General features: G+C 67.8%; 18 protein-coding genes. 10 read left to right on the top strand and 8 right to left on the bottom strand.

The genetic code is table 11. The features are described from left to right. Window positions 1–16 precede the first annotated feature (16 nt). The 3 genes from ACWDSI_RS00780 to ACWDSI_RS00770 all read right to left on the bottom strand — a co-directional run bounded on the left by ACWDSI_RS00780 (window position 17) and on the right by ACWDSI_RS00770 (window position 2,939). Window positions 17–550, bottom strand: coding sequence for an FMN-binding protein (locus tag ACWDSI_RS00780; protein ID WP_449755352.1), 534 nt, complete (start codon window positions 548–550; stop codon window positions 17–19). Between the two features lie 80 nt (window positions 551–630). Continuing rightward, window positions 631–2,430 (bottom strand): substrate-binding domain-containing protein, encoded by a 1,800-nt coding sequence (locus tag ACWDSI_RS00775; RefSeq protein WP_449755351.1) that lies wholly within the window; start codon window positions 2,428–2,430, stop codon window positions 631–633. 71 nt (window positions 2,431–2,501) lie between these two features. After that, a complete protein-coding gene (locus ACWDSI_RS00770) occupies window positions 2,502–2,939 on the bottom strand; it encodes a type II toxin-antitoxin system Rv0910 family toxin (protein ID WP_449755350.1) in 438 nt (145 codons plus the stop codon). Between ACWDSI_RS00770 and ACWDSI_RS00765 the strand changes: the two genes are divergently transcribed. Beyond that, window positions 2,917–3,540 carry a DNA-3-methyladenine glycosylase gene (locus tag ACWDSI_RS00765; RefSeq protein WP_449755349.1) on the top strand — a complete coding sequence of 208 codons (624 nt, stop codon included), beginning with the start codon at window positions 2,917–2,919 and terminating at the stop codon, window positions 3,538–3,540. The genes ACWDSI_RS00770 and ACWDSI_RS00765 overlap by 23 nt on opposite strands. Before the next feature lie 9 nt (window positions 3,541–3,549). Here ACWDSI_RS00765 and ACWDSI_RS00760 read toward each other — a convergent pair whose 3' ends face one another. The 3 genes from ACWDSI_RS00760 to ACWDSI_RS00750 form a co-directional block, all read right to left on the bottom strand. Next, window positions 3,550–3,855 carry an antitoxin gene (locus ACWDSI_RS00760; RefSeq protein ID WP_449745674.1) on the bottom strand — a complete coding sequence of 102 codons (306 nt, stop codon included), beginning with the start codon at window positions 3,853–3,855 and terminating at the stop codon, window positions 3,550–3,552. An 81-nt stretch (window positions 3,856–3,936) separates the two neighbouring features. Next, the gene (locus ACWDSI_RS00755) at window positions 3,937–6,456 is read right to left on the bottom strand and encodes an HAD-IC family P-type ATPase (RefSeq protein ID WP_449755690.1); all 2,520 of its coding nucleotides are present in this window, start codon (window positions 6,454–6,456) and stop codon (window positions 3,937–3,939) included. A gap of 20 nt (window positions 6,457–6,476) precedes the next feature. Further along, window positions 6,477–7,664: an MBL fold metallo-hydrolase gene (locus tag ACWDSI_RS00750; protein WP_449755348.1), complete on the bottom strand. Its 1,188-nt coding sequence runs from the start codon at window positions 7,662–7,664 to the stop codon at window positions 6,477–6,479. 270 nt (window positions 7,665–7,934) lie between these two features. Between ACWDSI_RS00750 and ACWDSI_RS00745 the strand changes: the two genes are divergently transcribed. From ACWDSI_RS00745 to ACWDSI_RS00730, 4 genes are read left to right on the top strand one after another with little or no spacing between them, the layout of a single operon-like run. Next, window positions 7,935–8,543: a TetR/AcrR family transcriptional regulator gene (locus ACWDSI_RS00745; protein ID WP_449755347.1), complete on the top strand. Its 609-nt coding sequence runs from the start codon at window positions 7,935–7,937 to the stop codon at window positions 8,541–8,543. Next, window positions 8,533–9,801 (top strand): alanine racemase, encoded by a 1,269-nt coding sequence (locus ACWDSI_RS00740; RefSeq protein WP_449755346.1) that lies wholly within the window; start codon window positions 8,533–8,535, stop codon window positions 9,799–9,801. Before ACWDSI_RS00745 ends, ACWDSI_RS00740 begins: the two co-directional genes overlap by 11 nt. Continuing rightward, entirely contained in the window at window positions 9,789–11,126 is a 1,338-nt protein-coding gene (locus ACWDSI_RS00735) for a D-arabinono-1,4-lactone oxidase (RefSeq protein WP_449755345.1), read from the top strand. Before ACWDSI_RS00740 ends, ACWDSI_RS00735 begins: the two co-directional genes overlap by 13 nt. A gap of 45 nt (window positions 11,127–11,171) precedes the next feature. Further along, window positions 11,172–12,266: an XdhC family protein gene (locus ACWDSI_RS00730; protein ID WP_449755344.1), complete on the top strand. Its 1,095-nt coding sequence runs from the start codon at window positions 11,172–11,174 to the stop codon at window positions 12,264–12,266. Window positions 12,267–12,654: 388 nt separating this feature from the next. On the opposite strand, the gene ACWDSI_RS00725 is transcribed toward ACWDSI_RS00730, so the two are convergent. Next, window positions 12,655–14,409, bottom strand: a complete 1,755-nt coding sequence (locus tag ACWDSI_RS00725; protein ID WP_449745680.1) for a purine-cytosine permease family protein — start codon at window positions 14,407–14,409, stop codon at window positions 12,655–12,657. 135 nt (window positions 14,410–14,544) lie between these two features. After that, a complete protein-coding gene (locus ACWDSI_RS00720; protein WP_449745681.1) occupies window positions 14,545–15,276 on the bottom strand; it encodes an enoyl-CoA hydratase in 732 nt (243 codons plus the stop codon). Here ACWDSI_RS00720 and ACWDSI_RS00715 point away from each other — a divergent pair. The 5 genes from ACWDSI_RS00715 to ACWDSI_RS00695 all read left to right on the top strand — a co-directional run bounded on the left by ACWDSI_RS00715 (window position 15,262) and on the right by ACWDSI_RS00695 (window position 19,736). Next, on the top strand, window positions 15,262–16,461 hold the full coding sequence (locus tag ACWDSI_RS00715) for an NAD(P)-binding domain-containing protein (RefSeq protein ID WP_449755343.1): 1,200 nt from the start codon (window positions 15,262–15,264) through the stop codon (window positions 16,459–16,461). The two genes, ACWDSI_RS00720 and ACWDSI_RS00715, sit on opposite strands and share 15 nt — an antisense overlap. A 162-nt stretch (window positions 16,462–16,623) precedes the next feature. Continuing rightward, window positions 16,624–16,917 (top strand): helix-turn-helix transcriptional regulator, encoded by a 294-nt coding sequence (locus ACWDSI_RS00710; RefSeq protein WP_449745683.1) that lies wholly within the window; start codon window positions 16,624–16,626, stop codon window positions 16,915–16,917. Between the two features lie 52 nt (window positions 16,918–16,969). Continuing rightward, a complete protein-coding gene (locus tag ACWDSI_RS00705) occupies window positions 16,970–17,587 on the top strand; it encodes a hypothetical protein (protein WP_449745684.1) in 618 nt (205 codons plus the stop codon). Then, window positions 17,584–18,480 carry an ABC transporter ATP-binding protein gene (locus tag ACWDSI_RS00700; protein ID WP_449755342.1) on the top strand — a complete coding sequence of 299 codons (897 nt, stop codon included), beginning with the start codon at window positions 17,584–17,586 and terminating at the stop codon, window positions 18,478–18,480. Before ACWDSI_RS00705 ends, ACWDSI_RS00700 begins: the two co-directional genes overlap by 4 nt. A 77-nt stretch (window positions 18,481–18,557) precedes the next feature. Further along, window positions 18,558–19,736, top strand: coding sequence for an ABC transporter permease (locus ACWDSI_RS00695; protein WP_449755689.1), 1,179 nt, complete (start codon window positions 18,558–18,560; stop codon window positions 19,734–19,736). Window positions 19,737–19,744: the final 8 nt, after the last annotated feature.

Here is a 19,744-nt window from a genome sequence, read left to right as displayed (position 1 = left end):
ACTCACGCCGGCCCGGTCAGCTCCTGGCCTCGTTCTTGATCTGGTCGATGGCGTCGTTGAACCCGCCGGAGGTCAACGACGATCCGGACACCTTGCTGACATTGAGCTCGTCGATGTTCTTGCCGATCACCAGCGGGTCGATGCCACTGGCGAACTTCCCCTGATACTCCTTCGACGTGCCCCTGGTGTTGCTCGTGTCCAGACTGAGCGCGGTGATGACCGAGTTGGAGAGGGTGACGGTGACGCCGATCTCCTGCGGACCGCCGGGCGAAACGTAGTGGCCGGTCGCGCTGTACTCACCGTTCTTGTAGGTGCCCGAAGCCGTGTCGGTGGCCGAGGCTCCCCCGCCGGCGGCCGTGGTGGTCTGCGTCGCCTGCGCGGAGGTGCTTCCCGTGTCGCCGGCGTCGTCGGAGCCGCACGCCGCGGTGGCCAGCCCGATGGCTGCGACAGCGGCCACCACCCCGCCCGTGCGTGCCAGACCGACGCGGTCACGCAGAACGCCCGCAGCCGCGGCCTCGTCGCGAGATGATGTCCGTTTCGGGTGATTCATTTCACCATTGTGCGTGACGACGAGGGCTTCACGTCGGCCCAAGCCTCCATTCGTAGGTAACCCTCACCGAATACTCAGGCTCAGCGTCCGGCAGCGGCCACGCGGGCGCGGATCGCGTTGACGAACACCGACTTGATGTCGTCGGGTGTCTTGGCCACATACGACGTGCCGCCGGTGGCCTCGGCGATCTGGTCGAGGGCCTCGGTGTCGGCTTCCGAGGAGATGCCGATGGTCAGCACCAGGACCGGGCGTGCCGGGTCCTCGAGCCGTTTGAGGTCGGAGATCAGCTGGTTGAGGCTGATGGTGTTCGGGTCCTCGTTCTCACCGTCGGTCATGATGATGACGCTGTTGGAATAGTTGGGGTCGTAGGTGTCCTGGACCTTCTTGAACGCGGCCAGCGTGGTGTCGTAGAGCGGGGTGCCGCCACCGAGCTGTGAGGGCGCGAGTCCCTGCTCCACGGCGCTCGCCAGTTCGTCGCGGTGGGTGGTGCCGTCGGCGGTCTTGGCGTCGAGGCGGCGGATCGGCGAGAGTTCTTTCCAGTCCGATCCGGGACCACCCTTGTCGATGCCGAACGCCCAGCCGCCGATCTCGGTGTTGTTGGGAAACAGCTTGAGGCCGGTCAGCGCGGCGTCGATGGTCAGGCCGGCGCGGGTGGTGTCGCCGACGGGATCGGCCATCGACCCCGAGGTGTCGATCGCGACGAGAGTGCGGATGGGAACACCGAGCACCTGCCACTGCCGCAGCGCCTTGTCGACCTGGGCCGGATCTTTGACGGTGAGCACGGTGATGCCCTTGGTGTCGCCGGGTGCGCGGAAACCGGCGTCGGTGAGCGGCGTGGTCCCGCCGTCGGCCGACAGCGCATCGGTCAGTGCCTTGCCCGCGTCGCGGGCGGTGTCGCCGCGTGCCGCGGGTGCGGTGTTGACCAGCGGAAAGTCGAGCATCACGGTGCCGTCTGCGGGAACCTCGGACTTGAGTTGCGACCCCGGATGGGTGCGCGTGAACCGCGTGTACTGCTGCTCGGTGCTGATGACCGGGGTATTGGAGGTGTTGGCGATGTTGAGCCGGGTGCCCTCGGTGTCGTTGGTCGGTCGCGCATTGTTCTGCTGCACGGCGAGCACCGTCATCGCGTCGATGAGCTGGGCGTCGGTGAGTGAACCGGCATCGACCTCGGCGAGCGCACCGATGATCGGGGCGTCGCCGGTGCTGGTGTCTATCGGGTTACCCGACTGCAGCCCGTCGAGCTTCATCACCTGCACCCAGTTCTCCAGCTTGGGGAGATCCTTGCCCACCACCACGACGGGGGTGGCCGCCACCGACGGCGAGATCAGGTCGAGATCCTTGCGCACCTGCGTGGTGATGCGGCGCGCCTGAACCTGCGAATCCGGAACCCACAGGTCGGGTGATTTGTCGCCGCTGGTCAACAGGCCCGGCACGTCGGCGCCGGCGACGGGGTTGACGGTGTAGTCGAAGCAGGAGTTCTCGGCGGCCTTGGCTGCCACGTCGCGCATGGCATCGGTGATCGCCGGGTCGGCCGCCAGCGTCACCGACGTGCGGTCGCCGCATCCGCCGACCGCACCCGAGCGCCACACCACGACGCCCGCGGTCACCGCGAGCACCACGATCAGCGCGGCCAGTCCCCAGATCCAGGCGCCGCGGCGCCCCGACCGCGGCTCGCGGTGGGCGAATCCGAAACGATCCCCGGTGCCCGCCGAGCGCGCCGCACGCGGCGTGTTCGCCGACCGCTCATCACGAGGGGCGGAGCCGGCCGCGGGTGGTTGGGTGGGTCCGCGGCGGCGGACCGACGGCTCGGAACCACCCTCGCCGCGTGACGAATTCGACGGCCCTTGTGGCCGGTCGGAATCGGAGCTGTGCCGCCCCATGGTGCCATCCCCCTCGGTGGTCGCGTCGCAGCCGACGCGCTGTCAGGTCGTGAGAATCCGGCGGGTCCGGGTCAGCCGAAGACGTCGCGGAAGGAGACCAGCGACTTCTTCAGATCCCCCGACACTGCCATTGCCGCTGCCTTGCCCGCCGGCCCGATGAGCGGCAACCCACCGAGATCAACAGTGAACAGTACAGTCGATCCGATCTCCACGGGCGCGATGGCCAGATCCAATTTCGCCTTGACCCCGCCTTTGCCGTGGCCCTTGAGCCGCACCTCGCGGACCGGTTCGTAGATCTCGACCACCCAATCGAATCGCACACGGGTGCCCTTGACCTTCACCACCGAGGCCAGTTCGGCGCCCTTGGCAAGTTCGTGCGGCGCAGGCAACGGCGACCGCCAGCCGTCGTGCAGCACGAGCCACTCCGAGTACCGGTCCAGATCCGTTGCCGCCGACCAGGTATCTTCCGGAGACAGATGAATCTCGATGGAGTCACTCGTCTTAGCCATGGTTCGACAGCCTAGCGTCACCGTCACCGCACGTTCGCTGTTGGGCCGAAAGCTGCGCGGCCACGGCGTGACGGTGCGGATCACCGAGGTGGAGGCGTATGCCGGCCCGGACGATCCGGCGTCGCACGCCTTCACCCGCACCGCGCGTTCGGACATCATGTACGGCCCGGCCGACCGGCTCTACGTGTACCGCATCCACGGGCATCACTGCGCGAACGTGGTGAGCGGACCCGACGGCGAGGCCTCCGCGGTGCTGCTGCGGGCGGGCGCGGTGACCGACGGGCTCGAGCTTGCACGCCGACGCCGCGGCACGCACGTACGCGACGAGCATCTCGCCCGCGGACCGGGGAACCTGTGTGCCGCGCTCGGTATCACGATGAACGATCTCGGCGTCGACCTCGACGGACCGTCGTCGGTGCGGTTGCTGCCGGTGGACCTGCCGACGCCCGGCCTGACGACACCGGCGCCACCGCTGGTCAGCGAGGGACCCCGCGTGGGAGTGCGCCGCGCCGCCGACCGGCCGTGGCGGTTCTGGATCACCGGCGACCGGAGTGTGTCGGCGTTTCGGCGCCATCCCCGCGCCGAAACGGAACCCTCCTGAGTGTTCGGCCTACTTCGGCTGGGGATCCGCCGGGGGCGGGGTGTCCGCGGGCGGCGGGGTCTGGGCGGGTGGTGCGCTGTCCGCGGGGGGCGGCGTCTGGGCGGGAGGCGCGCTGTCCGCAGGAGGCGGGGTCTGGGCGGAAGTCGGGGTGTCCTCGGCGCCGACGGCCTTCTTGGCGGCCTCCTGTGCCTGGTCCACCTTGTCGGCGTATTTTCCGCCGGTCACCTTGTCGACTGCGTCGGCGCCCTTGTCGATGAGGCTGGGATTGCTCCTCAGAGCCGCCTTCGCCTTGTCCACCAGTGCCTTGAGATCCATCGCCTGCTCCCGATCTGCTTCTCGTCGACGTTGCCTGGCTCATGCGTCGCAGCGCACTGCCGCACCGAGCCGGCCTTCAGTCTATGCACCGGCGATGTGGCCGGCGTTGCGGTGCACCGAGCTCGCGCGGGCCAGATCGCGCCGGGCCATCAACCGCGGAGCGATCCGCGACACCAGCTCCACCAGTCCGATGCCGACGGCCGCGGAGGTGAAGGCCACGGAGTTCATCCACCAGTTCGAGGAGTCGAGTTTGAACAGGTGCTGGGTGAACGGCCAGGCGAAGATGATCACGTACGCGCCCACCGACACCCCCACCAGCACCACCTTCCACCAGGTGTAGGGGCGGGCCACCACCGCCAGCACGTACACCGCCACCGCGATCAGGGTGATCAGGGTGGCCGTCGCGGCCTGGGTCTGCTCCGGCGACAAATCCACCGAATCGCCGCCGAGGGCAACGCCCGTGCCACCCGGATTGACGATGACGTAGGTGGTGAAAGCCGCCAGACCGACGATAATTCCGTTCGGAACAGCTTGGGCCAGAACACGTTTGACGAATCCGGGCCGGGCCCGCTCGTTGTTGGGCGCCAGCGAGAGCACGAAGGCGGGAATGCCGATGGTGAACCATGCCGAGATGGTGACGTGGATCGGCTGGAAGGGGTAACTGAGTGAACCGAGTCCGAACCAGTGGCCCACGATGCCCGCCACACCCACGAACAACGCGAGCAGCACCGCGTAGACGGTCTTGGTGAGAAACAGGTTGGAGACCCGCTCGATGTTGCCGATCACCCGCCGACCCTCGCCCACGACGTAGGGCAGGGTGGCGAATTTGTTGTCCAACAACACGATCTGAGCCACCGACCGTGCCGCCGACGAGCCCGAACCCATCGCCACACCGATGTCGGCGTCCTTGAGCGCCAGCACGTCGTTGACGCCGTCGCCGGTCATCGCGACGGTGTTGCCGTCCGACTGGAGCGCCTTGATGATGGCCCTCTTCTGGTCGGGCTTCACCCGGCCGAAGGTTGTGCCGTCCTCCACCACGCGGGCCAGTTCCACCTCGTCGGAGGGCAGTCGGCGGGCATCGATCGACGTGTCGGGTGAACCGAGTCCCAGCGACTTGGCCACCGCCCCCACCGAACGGGCGTTGTCGCCGGAGAGCACCTTCACCGCGACGTGTTGCCGCTCGAAGTAGTCGAGGGTGTCTCCGGCGTCGGGACGCACCCGCTGGTTGAGCACCACCATGGCCACCGGCGTCACGTGGCCGGGCGCCACCGACCCGGGCTCGGGTTCGGTGTCGACGGACACGTCGGTGCGCGCGAGCAGCAGCACCCGCAACCCGCCCGAGGCGACGTCGGAGGCCAGACGGGCCACGTCGGTGTCGGCGTCGAGTAGCACGTCGGGTGCCCCGATCAGCCAGTTACCGGCGTCGGCCCCGGTGGCGTCGTCGGTGAACGACACACCGCTCCACTTCTTGGCCGACGTGAACGGCTCGACCGCGGTCGCCGACCACGCGGGCGGATTCGTGAAGGCCGCGGCGATCGCCTGCATGCTCGCGTTCGGACTGGGGTCGTGTGCGGCGAGCGCTGCCAGCGCCTGCTCGGCCGTGCGTTGCCCTGCGTCGTCGTGCGCGTCGCCGACCGGGCGCACCTCGGAGAGGTCCATCCCGTTCTCGGTGAGGGTTCCGGTCTTGTCCGTGCACACCACGCTGACCCGCGCCAGACCCTCGATCGCGGCAAGTTCGTTGACCAGGCACTGCCGCTGCCCGAGGCGGATCACACCGACTGCGAACGCGATCGACGTCATCAACACCAGACCCTCGGGGACCATCGGCACGAGCGCGGCCACCATGCCGAGCAGCGACGCCCGCAGCCCGTTCTGACTGATGAACAGCTGGTTGACGATGGTCAGGATGCCGGCGGGCACCAGCAACCAGGTGATGACCTTCAGGATCTGGTCGATACCCGAGCGCAACTGCGAGGACACCAAAGTGAACTTCGACGCCTCGGCCGACAGCTGCGCGGCGTAGGCGTCGGCGCCGACCTTGGTGGCGCGATACGCCCCCGATCCCGAGACGACGAAGCTGCCGGAGAGCACCTGGTCGCCAGGTGATTCGTCGACCGGATCGGCCTCACCGGTGAGTAGCGACTCGTCGACGTCGAGCACCGAGGCCTCGACGATCTCGCCGTCGACCACGATCTGGTCGCCGGCACCCACCTCGATGATGTCGTCGAGCACCACCTCGCCCGGCGAGAGTTCGACGACCTGCCCGTCACGGCGCACCTTCGGCCGTACCTGACCGACGATCGCCAGCCGGTCCAGCGTGCGTTTGGCGCGCACCTCCTGGATGATGCCGATGCCGCTGTTGGCGATGATCAGCAGCCCGAACAGCCCGTTGATCAGCGAGCCGGTGGACACGACGATGGCGAACAGCACCCCGAGGATGGCGTTGATGCGGGTGAAGACGTTCGCCCGCACGATGTCGGCGACCGAGCGGCCCGACCGGTCGGGCAACCGGTTGACCTGCCCGTTGGCCACCCGCTCGGCCACCTCGGCGGCGCTCAGGCCGGTGAGCCGATGCGCCACCTCGGTGACACCTCCCTGCAGGGCATCACCGCCGGTACCGCTCACGCCGAGGCCTCCCACCAGTTCGGCGTCAGCAGCCCGGTGCCGTTGCGGTGCAGCAGGTCGACGGTTCCGCCCGGTTGCGGAACCACCACGGTGGTCGCGTTCCGGGCGGCGTGCGGGAGCAGGCGGGTGATCGGTTCGGCCCACGGGTGGCGGGCGAGATTGAACGTGCCCCAGTGGATGGGGATGAGTACCGAATCGGTGCCCGCGGCACCCGACACCATGCGGTGCAGCGCGACCGCCTCCTCGGGATCGATGTGGATGTCGGGCCACACCGGGTCGTAGGCCCCCACGGCGATCAAGGTGAGGTCGAACGGCCCGAGACGTTCGCCGAGGTCCTCGAACCGTTCGGAGTAGCCGGTGTCCCCGGAGAAGAAGAAGCGATGCGACGGCCCCACCACCGCCCAACTGGCCCACTGGGTGAGGTTGCGGGTCAGGCCACGACCGGAGAAGTGCCGCGCCGGACCGCAGGTGAACCGCAGCGTGGTCGAGCCCGCGCCGACCGGCAGTTCGATGCTCTGCCACCAGTCGGCCTGCCGGATGCGGTCGGCCGGCACGCCCCACCCGATGAGGTGTGCCGCCACCCCGACCGGCGCCACGAACACCGCGTCCGGCGACGCGACGGCCAGGGCCGCCACCGTCTCCATGTCGAGGTGGTCGTAGTGATCGTGGCTGATCAGGACGACATCGATCGGCGGGAGATCGGCCACGGCCACCGGGGAGGGATGCATCCGCGGCGGACCCACCAGTCGACTCGGGGAACACCGGCCACTGAACACCGGGTCGGTCAGCACCCGGACTCCGTCGAGTTCGACGAGGACCGAGGCGTGGCCCAGCCACGTCGCCGAGAGCGCCGCCGCTTCGTCGGCGAATCGTGGACGCGTCACCGGAATCGGGCGACTCGGTCGCCCCGGCCGCCGTGCCATGTCGACGATCACACCGAAATCGGCGTCGACGCCGCTGGTGGGCGGCTCGGGATTGGTGAAGACACCATCGACGAGATGATGTGACTTCGCGACGTGCGGATAGATCTCGGCGCGATCGGCGCCGAGCGCACGGGCCGCGGGCACACCGGCGGCCGAGAGCACGCCGGTGGCGAGGTCGGCCGCTCGTACCCCCGCCCCGGCGATCCGACCGATCACCGACTCGCCGCTGTTTCCGACTGTCTTTCCGGTTGTCGACGCCACCTGGCCACCCTATCCCGCGGTCCGCGTCGAACGTCTTGATCACGGACGCGACCGTCCGGCGCCCGCGGGCCGGGGCGCTTCTACCGGTTGGCCCGGGACGGGTCCTGGCACCGGGGGCGGGCCCTGGCGTCGGAGGCGGGTCCTGGCGTCGGAGCTTCCGGAACTTTCGTTTGGTGGGCCCGAACCGGGACATCGCACTGCTACCATTTGCGCACCTGTTCCGCACACGTGCGCGTGCGCACACGCTCCCTGGGGTGTCTCTTGGCTCGCATGTCCGTTGATGAGCGACGTGCGGCACTCATCGAGTCGGCGTATCGCGTCATCGCCGACCACGGCGTCGAAGGCGCCACCACCCGCCGCATCTGTGCCCACGCGGGAATGCCCCTGGCGAGCTTCCATTACGCCTTCGAAAGCAGGACGGCGTTATTGTCCGCGGTCATGGAGACCGCGGTTCCCCGCGACATCCAGCACATGCTCGACATCATCCTCGACGCCCAGTCGACCCCACCCGGTGAGGGTGCAGCGGCGATGCGCGTAGACATGTTCAACATCTTCGACGCGTTCTACACACTGCTCAAGGCCGATCCCGGGCGATTGCAGGCGACCATCTCACTCGGCATCTACGCCCACAATCATCCCGAACTCCATCGTGTGGGCCGGCAGATGTACGAGAACCTCTACGCGGTCGCCGCACAGGGCCTCAAGGCCGCCGCGTTGCACTGCGGGGCCGAGTGGATGCGGCCGGTCGACGAACTGGGCCCGGTGATCATCGCGACCACCACGTCCATCACCCTGATCTACCTTTCCGCCCCGGACGACGCGGTGGTCGCCACGGTCATCGAACTGGCGGTCAACCAACTTGCGACGTATGTCAGGTGATTCCGATGCCGGCGGTGCCACGCCGGGACTGTGGGCGCGTGATCCCGAACTCTACTGGAGCGGACTGACCGCGGCGGTCCGCGACGCCGGACTCGACAGTCCGGTGGTGGTGATCGACGCGGATGCCATGTCGCACAACATCTCCGATCTGGAACGCCGTGCTGCCGGGGTGCCGCTGCGGTTGGCGACGAAGTCGTTGCGGGTGCGTTCGCTGATCACCACCATCGCCGCGCGGTCGGGATTCGCGGGTCTACTCGCCTTCGATCTCGCCGAAGCGCACTGGCTGGCCACCGAGGGTCTGTCCGACATCCTCCTCGGGTATCCGACCGTTCGCCGGACGGCGCTGGCCCGGTTCCTCGCCGACCCCGTGGCCACCGAACGCGTCACCCTGCTGGTCGACGATCCCACCCACCTCGACATCATCGACTCGGTGGTCGCGCCGGGCCGTCGGCCCACGGTGCGCGTGGCCATCGACCTCGACGCCTCGTTACGACTGGTGGCCGGCCAGATCCACATCGGCGCCCGCCGGTCCCCCGTCCACACCGCCGACGAAGCGATGACACTCGGGCGTCACATCGTGGCGCGCAACGGGTTCGACCTCGTCGGTGTCATGTCGTACGAGGCGCAGGTGGCCGGCACCACCAATGCCACCCCCGGCACCCCCGTCCGCAACCGGCTGGTCACCGAGATGCAGCGCCGATCGATGGACGAACTGCGTGCGCGGCGGCCGGCGGTGATCGCGCAGTTGCGCGAACTCGCCGACCTGCAGGTGATCAACGCCGGCGGCACCGGATCGATCGAGGAGACCGGCCGGGACCCGTCGATCACCGACATCGCCGTGGGCAGCGGGGTTTTCGGCGGTCACCTGTTCGACGGATACGCCGGGTTCCGCCCGGCACCGGCGATGGCGTTCGCGCTCGACGTCGTCCGGATTCCCGGCCGCCGGATGGTGACGTGCGCCGGCGGCGGCTGGATCGCGTCGGGTCCGCCGCACCGCGATCGGTTGCCGCGACCGGTGTGGCCGAAAGGCCTGCGCTACATCGGCACCGAGGGGGCCGGTGAGGTGCAGACCCCGCTGCGCGGCAAGGGTACTGTCGGACTCCGGATCGGTGATCGGGTCTGGTTCCGCCACACCAAATCCGGCGAGATCTGCGAACGCACCGACGAGGTGGCCGTGGTGGAACGCGGCGCGTCGGGTGAAGCACGGGTCACCGATGTCGTGGCGACCTACCGGGGCGAGGGGAGATGTTTTCTGTGACCGCGTCGAGCGTGATTCCGTTACGGCCGTGGCGCAATTGGGGCGGTACCGCGGCGGCCACACCGATGCGCGTCGAGCACCCGGCGACGGCCGACGAGGTCGCGGAGATCGTGTCCGCCGCGACGGCTCGCGGCGAGCAGGTCAAAACCGTGGGCGCCGGGCACAGCTTCTCCGCGATCGCGGTGGCGCCGTCGGTGCAGATCGAACTGTCGCGGCTGTCCGGAGTGGTCGACGTCGATGCGGCGGCAGCCCGGGTCACGTTGCGGGCGGGAACCAACCTGCATCAGATTCCGGCGTTGCTCGCGCCGCACGGGTTGGCCATGGCCAATCTGGGCGACGTCGACCGGCAGACCATCGCGGGTGCCACATCGACCGGCACGCACGGCACGGGGCTGGCCTTCGGCGGCATCAGCACGCAGATCGTCGGTGCCACAATAATTTCGGGTTCGGGCGCAGTGATCGGGGTGGGCCCCGACGATCCCGACCTCGAGGCGGTGGCGCTGGGTCTGGGCGCGCTGGGGGTGCTGACCGAGATCACCGTGCAGTGTGTGCCCGCGTTCTCGATGCACGCCGAGGAACAGCCGCTGTCCATCGACGACGCGATGCACGGTTTCGGTGACCGCCTCCGGGCGCACGATCATCACGAGTTCTTCTGGTTCCCGCACACCGATCGGGCGCTGAGCAAGGTGAACACGCGGCTGCCGGGCGAGGCGGCACCGAGTGGGCCACCGCACTGGCGCCGGTGGATCGACGACGAACTGCTCAGCAACACCGTGTTCGGCGCGATGTGCGCCGTCGGCGCCCGCTTCCCGGCGACGGTCACCTCGATCGCGCAGCTCAGCGGGCGGGCACTGTCGGCGCGCAGCTACACCGACACCTCGACCGGGGTGTTCATCTCGCCGCGAAACGTCCGGTTCCGCGAAATGGAGTACGCGCTGCCGCTCGACGCCACCATCCACGCGTTGCGGGAGGTCCGGGCGATGATCGCCCGCCGCGGCTACCGCGTGAGCTTCCCGGTGGAGGTACGCGCCGCCGCTGCCGACTCGTTGATGATGTCGACGGCGTCGGGCCGCGAGAGCGGCTACATCGCGGTGCACCGCTATCACCGCGACGACCCCGCCGATTCGGCCGCCTATTTCGACGACGTCGAGGCGATCATGACCGCGCACGGCGGCCGACCGCACTGGGGCAAGATGCACACCCGGGACGCCGACTACCTGCGGTCGGTCTATCCGCGGTTCGACGAATTCCTCGCCGTCCGCGACCGTCTCGACCCGAGCCGCGTGTTCGTCAACCCGTACCTGCGCGAGGTGCTGGGACCCTAGCCGCCCGGCGGGCGCAGATGCGCGACGCTTCCTAAGATCGGGAGTGTGCATGACGTGTTGCCGATCGTGATCGACCGCCTCGACCGTGGCCCCGTTGCGCTGGCTCGTGTGGTCGGCACCAGCGGGCCCGCACCGCGCGACGTCGGCTCGGCGATGGTGGTGACCGGCGACGGCGAGGTGATCGGATCGGTCTCGGGTGGCTGCGTCGAATCCGCGCTGGTCGACACGTGCGCGGGTGTCCTGGCCGACGGCGACGCGGTGATCGAACATTTCGGGGTCGCCGATCCTCTCGGCATGGAGATCGGTCTCACCTGTGGCGGGCAGATCGAGGTCTTCGTCGAGTGCGTCACCCGCGACCGCATGCCCGAACTCCGCGAATTGTCGGCCGCGATCGCCGCCGCGCGGCCGATCGCGTGGGCGACCACGCTGGGGTCGCGCCCGGAGTGGCACCTGACCACGCCCGGCGACTCTCGACCGTGGCACCGCCTCGACGGTGACGTCGCCGACCTGTTGGCGTCGGGGCGCAGTGGAATCGTGGGTGTCGACGACTGCGACGACCCGGCCGGTGGATCGTCGGCGGGTTCGCGCCCGCGCACCTTCGTCCAGACCTTCGCACCACCACCCCGACTGATCCTGGTGGGGGCCAACGACTTCGTCCGGGCGCTCAGCAAGGTCGGCGCAGACCTGGGCTACCGCGTCACGGTGGTCGACGCCCGAGCGGTGTTCGCCACCCCGGCACGCTTCCCCGCCGCCCACGACGTGGTGGTGGACTGGCCCCACCGTTACCTGAAGACCGAGATCGATTCCCGTGCAACCGATCACAACACCGCCGTGTGCGTCATGACGCATGACACCAAGTTCGATGTCCCCGCCATCGAGGTGGCTCTGGGCGCCGGAGACCGCATCGGATTCGTCGGTGCGCTCGGGTCACGACGCACCGTCGACGACCGGTTAGCCCGGTTGCGCGAGGCCGGTGTGGATGCCGCGGACCTCGAGCGGTTGCGCTCCCCACTCGGACTCGATCTGGGTGGTCACACGCCGGCCGAGGCCGCGGTCTCCATCGCCGCGCAGCTCATCGCCGAACGCCATGCGGCGTCGGGACTTCCGCTGCACCGGCGGTCGGGACCCATCCACCACTGAGCTCGCCACCAACGCTGGTCGAGCGCGCCCCCCGCTGGTTGAGCGTGCCCCCGCTGGTTGAGCCTGTCGAAACCACCCGCCCAGCCCCACTGGCCGAGCGCGCCCCCCGCTGGTTGAGCCCACCAACGCTGGTTGAGCCTGTCGAAACCACCCACCCAGCCCCGCCGGCCGAGCGCGCCCCCCGGTGGTTGAGCGTGCCCCCGCTGGTTGAGCCTGTCGAAACCACCCCAGCCCCACTGGTTGAGCGCGCCCCCCGCTGGTTGAGCGGGCCCCCGCTGGTTGAGCTTGTCGAAACCACCCCGCGGGGCACGCTCAACCCGAATCTGGGCACGCTCAACCCGAATCTGGGCACGCTCAACCCGAATCTGGGCACGCTCAACACACGGGTCTACTCCGAGGCCGTGGCCGCGATATCGGCGGTGCTCGATTCGACCTTCTGCGCGGGGAGCACATGCTTTCCGCTCTTGTCACACGAAAGCGCCAGCGAGCTGATGTACTGCTTCTCCCCATTCGGCCCCGGGATCGCCGAGGCGATCATGTCCGGGCGCTCGAAGTCGATGCCGGTGACACAGCAGGTCAGTCGCGCGTCGGTGGGATTGCCGTGCTCGTCGTACATCGGGATGTCGATGCCGTCGTCGGTGCGCCGAAGGTAGTACTTGCCTTTGGTGGCCACGGCGAAGATCGGCGGCAGCACCACCGCGAGGATCAGCGCCACCAGCGGCGAGTACGGCTGGATGGTGTCTCCGAAGACGTGGAAGTACACGAGAATCGAGCCGCCCGCGGAGATCAGCAGCGAGCAGAACCCCACCGGGTTCACGCTGTAGATCATGCCGCGACGGAACTCCGGCTGCTTGGGCGAGATCCCGAGGAGGTACTTGTTGATCGCGATGTCGGATGCGACCACCGCGATCCAGGCGATACCGCAGTTGGCGTAGAAGTTCAGCAGATTGTTGAGGAAGCTGAACATGTCGGCCTCCATCAGGATGATGGCGATCAGCACGTTGAAGAACAGGAACACCAGCCGCCCCGGGTAGGTCTTGGTGACGCGGGTGAACGCGTTGGTCCACGCCAGCGAACCCGAGTAGGCGTTGGTGACGTTGATCTTGATCTGACTGATCACCACGAGAATCACCGCGAGGGTCAGTGCCAGCCAATGCGGTAGGAAGTCTTCGTAGATCTCGACGAACTGGTGCACCGGCTGATTCGCGATTCCGGCGTTGTCGACGCTGATGCCGATCAGGTACACCGCCAGGAACAGGCCGACGATCTGCTTGATCGCGCCGAAGAACACCCAGCCCGGTCCGGCAGTCAGCGTGGCCATCCACCACTTGCGGCTGTTCTCGGGGGTGCGCGGCGGCATGAACCGCAGGTAGTCGATCTGCTCGGCGATCTGGGCAATCAGCGACAGGCAGACTCCGGCGGCGAGCATCGTGCCCGCGAAACTCACTCCCTTGCCGAGCGGCGCCCCGTCCGCATCCACACCGCTGAATGCGAAGAAGTCACCCACCGCCGACGGATGCTTGATCACGAGGTAGATGAAGGGAAGCACCATCATGATCAGCCACAACGGAGTGGTCCACACTTGGAGTTTGGCCAGTGTGTTCATTCCGTAGATCACCAGCGGGATCACCAGGACCGACGAGAGAAGGTAGCCCAGCCACAGGGGAATGTGCAGGCCGAGATTGAGGCCCTGCGCCATGATCGACCCCTCGAGCGCGAAGAAGATGAACGTGAACGACGCGAAGATCACGTTGGTCAGCACCGACCCGTAGTACCCGAATCCGCTGCCGCGGGTGATGAGGTCGAGGTCGATGTTGTATCGCGCCGCGTAGTAGGCCAGCGGATAGCCGGTCAGGACGATGACGACCGCGAAGAAGAGTATGCCCCACAGGGCATTTCCGGTGCCGTTGGCGATACCGATGTTGGCACCGATCGCGAAGTCGGCGAGGTAGGCGATACCGCCGAGCGCCGAGATCGCGACAACCCCGGGACCCCACTTGCGGTAGCTGCGCGGCGCGAATCGAAGCGTGTAGTCCTCGAGGGTCTCGCGCATGGCCGCCGCCTGCGCCCCGGTGGCGATGATGCTGTGTTCGGCGTTCTCGATCTCACCGACGTCCCTGAGCTCGTGGTGTTCCCTACTCATCAGCCTCTCCTCTGTGGTCGGGATTACAGACTCGCCAACGCTAGGAGAAGGATGTTTCGGTCAACCGCTCGAAATGTTTCGGGGAGGCAAACCGGACACTCCCGACGTATGGCCGGAAATGTCTGTCCGCGAGAATCAGCGGCCGGTGAACTGGGGCTTTCGTTTCTCGGATCGGGCGGCGCGCCCCTCGGCGAGATCATCGCTCTCCCAGGCGCGCAGCATCGCCTGCTGCCGGTCGGCGGGCGCATCGTCACGCGCACCGTCACCATTCAGTACGAGTTTGTAGTGCTGCAGCGTCAGTGGGGCGAATTCGGCGATTGCCGACGCCCAGTGCTGCGCGTCGGCGAGATCGCCGATCCTGTTGGCGAACCCGAGTGCGTGCGCGCGATCGGCCGACAGGGGATCGCAGCCGATCAGCATGCCCCGCGCCTGTCCCGCGCCGACCAGCGACACCAGCCGGCGGATGGTCCACTCATCCACGGCCACACCGATTTTGGCAGCCGGAATTCCTGCGATGGCGTCGGGGGCCATCACCCGCAGATCGGCGGCCATCGCCAGTTGCAGTCCGGCGCCGAGCGCCGAGCCGTTGAGCGCGGCGATCACCGGGACCGGGGTGGTCTCGATCTGCTTGAGCACGGCCACCAACTTCTCCAGGAATGCGGGATCGTAGACCGGGCCGGAGAGGTCGGCGCCTGCACTGAACACGGAGCCATGCCCGGTCAGAACGATGACTCGCGCACCGGAATCAACCGCACCGTTGAAGGCAGCGGCGAGTTGAGTGACCACGTCGTCGTTGAGGGCGTTGCGTTTGTCGGGACGATCGAGTGCGATGGTCGTCACCGCGCCGTCGGCATGGGAGTCAATCATGGGGCGAACACTACCCGGCACACTGGGTTGGTGACCGTTTCTCCGGATGCATCGCCCCGTTACCAGGACGTGCTCGTCATCGGCGGCGGGCAGGCCGGTTTGTCGGCGGCGTACTTTCTGCAGCGTTTCGGTCTCGGCGACCGCTACCTGGTACTCGACCACGCCCCCGGACCGGGCGGCGCATGGCAGTTTCGTTGGCCCACATTGACTCTCGCGGGCGCCAACCACGTCCACGACCTACCCGGGTACGGGCTGGGCGAGGCACTCGGGGCCGAATGCGACGAGTACCCTGCTTCGACTGCGGTGCCCGAGTATTTCGCGAAGTACGAGAAGAAGTTCGGGCTGCGGGTGCGCCGGCCGGTGCATGTGCGGTCGGTACGCGCCGTCGACGACCTGTTCGAGGTGCACATCGATGGTGCCGGGGTTCCCGGCGCGGGCGAGATCACCGCCCGCACGATCATCAACGCGACCGGTACCTGGGACCGGCCGTTCATCCCGCACGTTCCCGGCGCTGCCGAGTTCCACGGGCGCCAGTTGCACACCCACGACTACGTCGGACCCGACGAGTTCGCCGGACTGCGGGTTCTGGTGGTGGGCGCGGGCATCTCGGCCATTCAGCTGCTCATCGAGATCGCCCGTCGCGCACCCGGTGTGCAGACGTTCTGGTGTTCGCGCACCGAACCGAGGTTCGACCCGGAGCCGTTCAGCCCGGAGCGGGGACGGGCGGCGGTCGCCCGGGTGGAGGCGCGGGTACGTGCGGGCCTGCCGCCGACCTCGGTGGTGTCGGTGACCGGTCTGGCACTGACCCCGTCGATCGCCGCGGCACGGCGCGACGGCATCCTCGCGTGGCGGCCGATGTTCACCCGGATCACCGAAACGGGGGTGTGCTGGGACTGCGACGGCGGCGATCGTGACGGTGCCACCGCACCGGTGCGTGCCGGCGAGCATCTCGACGTCGACGTGATCTTCTGGAACACGGGCTTCCGCAGCGCACTCGACCACCTCGCGCCGCTGCACCTGCGCGGTCCCGGCGGCGGAATCGTCATGACCGGGCGACTGGCCACCGTTGTCGCCGCCGACCCACGCATCCAGCTCCTCGGCTACGGCCCGTCGGCGTCGACGATCGGCGCGAATCGCGCCGGACGCGAGGCCGCACGCAACGTTATGGAGCTACTCGACACGTAGCCGCGAGCGTGCCCACATCCGCGTCGAGCGTGCCCACAAGCGCGTCGAGCGTGCCCACAAGCGCGTCGAGCGTGCCCACAAGCGCGTCGAGCGTGCCCACAAGCGACAACCAATCGTCGTCCATGCTTGATAGATTGTTGTGTTTTCCTAACACTTGATTAGGTGAGTCCTGTTCGACGCGGGGAGAAGCTCCCCATCTTCAACCGGATCGGCGTGCTGCGTGCGGAGCGTCGCATGTCGCGGGCCGACCTGGCCGCACTCGTGGGCGTCAACGTGCAGTCGGTGGGCGCTCTCGAGCGTGGCGACAACTACCCCAGCCTCGACCTGGCGTTTCGCATCAGCGACGTCTTCAACCTCCCGGTTGAGGCGGTGTTCAGCCGCACGCCGTTCGGCGCGATGTCGGCGGAACTCTACCCACGACCCTCGACCACCACCGGAGCAGGCGACAACCGATAGCCGCCACATCGCAACCCGCACTCGGTCGCTCCACCCGACAAGGAGGCGCACAATGAACGACCCGAACTCGGCGATCCCCGCCGAGGCCACCCCCGCCGCGTGGCGACGCTACGACGAGTGGCGGGCCCGCCGACATCAGCGGTTCGCCGAGCGCACCGCCCACCGCCTGCCCCGATGGCGCAATCGGCGGGGTTACCGCCGTCTGGTCATCCTTCAACTGATCTCACTCGTGGTGGTGTTCGTCGGTGTTGGCGCCGCCTATGTGTCGATGGAGTGGGTACTGCCCCCACTCGTGCTCGGGCTCGTCGGCGCCATCTGCTGCCAGTACATGCTGCGCATCGTGACCGGTTCGGTCGCCGACACGCCGGTGCCCGCACTCGACGAGATCCAGCTGGCGCAACGCAATTCGGCGCGATCAATAGGCTTCATCGTGCTGTTCGCGCTGATGTTCATTCCGTATCTGGTCCTCATCGCACTCGGGACCCAGGACGAGGTGCGCGGTCAGCTCGTGTATGGCACCGGCGTGCTGATGATCGCGCTGATGTTGGCCGCCGGGCTGCTGCCCACCATGCTCACCGCCTGGTGGATGTCCGACCCCGATCCCGACGATTTCGCGCCACCCGCGGGCGACGTCCACCGCACCATCGAGTCCCAGGGCGGACTCTCATGACCGGCGCGCTGACCGTCGACGGCCTGCACAAACGCTACGGCGACGTGATCGCCCTGCAGGACATGACTTTCACTGTCGCGCCCGGCGAGATCTTCGGCTTCGTCGGTTCCAACGGCGCGGGGAAATCGACCACCATGCGGGTGATCCTCGGGGTGCTTGCCGCCGATGCCGGCGAGGTGCGTCTGGGTGGGCAGCCGATCGATTTCGCGATGCGCCGACGGATCGGCTACATGCCCGAGGAACGGGGGCTCTACCCGAAGATGAAGGTCGGCGAGCAGTTGCTGTTCCTCGCGCGGCTGCACGGGATGCCGGCAGCCGCGGCCGCCGACAGTGTGCGTCACTGGACGGAGCGCCTCGGCGTGCAGAGCCGGGTACACGACAATGTCGCCGACTTGTCCCTGGGCAATCAGCAGCGCGTGCAGCTCGCCGCGGCGCTGGTTCACGACCCCGACGTCCTGGTTCTCGACGAACCCTTCTCCGGTCTCGATCCGGTGGCCGTCGACGTGATGAGTGATGTGCTCAAAGAGAAAGCGGCCGAGGGTATCCCGGTCATCTTCTCCTCGCACCAGCTCGACCTAGTCCAACGCCTGTGCGACCGTGTGGGCATCGTGGCACGCGGCCGGATGCGCGCGCTCGGGAGCGTCCACGAACTGCGCTCGCGAGGTGGGGTGACCCTCGAGGTCACCGGTCCGCGCGCCGACATCCGTTGGGCCGACGACCTTCCCGGCGTTCTCGATGCGACGTACGGCCCCACCACCCTGCTGCACATCGATCCCGGATCGGCCGACGACCAGCAGGTCCTCGCGGCGGCACTGCGGGTGGGTCCGGTCCATCGCTTCACCACATCGAGTCCGTCGCTGACCGACATGTTCCGAGAGGTGGTTTCGACATGACCAGGCCTGGCAACGACAATGAGATCAGCACCGACAACCGGATCAGCACCGACAACCGGGTGGGCACCGACACCGGCATGAGCACGGCCTCGGCCATCGGATTGATCGCCCGACGAGAGATCACCACCAGGGTGAAGACGCGATCATTCGTCATCAGCACCGTCGCCCTGATGCTGGTGATCGTTGTGGGACTCGTCATCTGGAAGGCGTTCAGCGGCGGCGGCACCGACGCGCAGCGCATCGGCGTGGTGGGCGGCGACACTGCACTTGCCACCACCATCGAACAGATCGGTTCCGCCGGCGGCACACCCATCGACGTGGTCACCGTTCCCGATCGGCAACAGGCACGCACCCAGGTCGATGCGGGCGACCTCGACGGGGCCGTCGTCGTGGGTACCGGCACCTCCTACACCCTGGTGAGCAAGGACGGGATGTCGGAGTCGCTGACGTCGGTGTTGCGCACCGCGATCGAGCAATCCACGCTCATCAGCGGTCTCGCTACCCGTGGCGTCGACGCGGCGACTCTCCCCCGGCCACAGGTCACACTGGTGAACACCGAACCCGCCACACCCGACGCCGGGCAGCGGATTGTTGTGGCATTGGTGGGATCAATGCTGTTGATCACCGCGATCATGCTGGGCGGCAACATGATCGCGGTGGGAGTGGTGGAGGAGAAGACGTCACGCATCGTTGAGCTGCTGTTGTCGTCGGTCAAACCGTTGCATCTGATGTGGGGCAAGATCCTCGGCATCGGGGTGGTCGCGCTCGGACAGATGGTGGTGCTGGGTGTCACGGCGTTGGCCGCAGGCGTCGCCACCGGCATGCTCACCATCGCGGGTACCGCCGTCGGCATGTTCGCGGCGACGCTGCTGTGGTTCGTGCTCGGTTTCCTGTTCTTCGCGACGCTGTACGCGGCGGCCGGTGCGCTGGTGTCACGCCAGGAGGAGTTGGGTTCGACGATCCTGCCGCTCACCGTGCTGTCGATGGGCGTGATGTATGCGGGCATCTTCGGGGTTCAGGCGCTCGACTCGACGATCATCAAGGTACTCACCTGGATTCCACCGTTCTCCGCGGTGCTCGTCCCGATCCGGATCGCCACCGGCGACACCGACGCTCTCCAAGTCGTCGTGGCACTCGCGCTGATGGTGGGTGCGTGCGTCGTCGCCACCTGGATCGCGGCCCGGATCTATCAGCGTTCGATCCTGCACACCGGGACGCGCGTGCGGTGGTTGCAGGCGCTGCGTGTGCCGCAGTAGGACGGGAA

Source organism: Gordonia sp. NPDC003429 (genome assembly GCF_053588575.1).
Note: the sequence above shows the minus strand (reverse complement) of the source record. Positions and strands in the feature narration are given on the sequence as shown.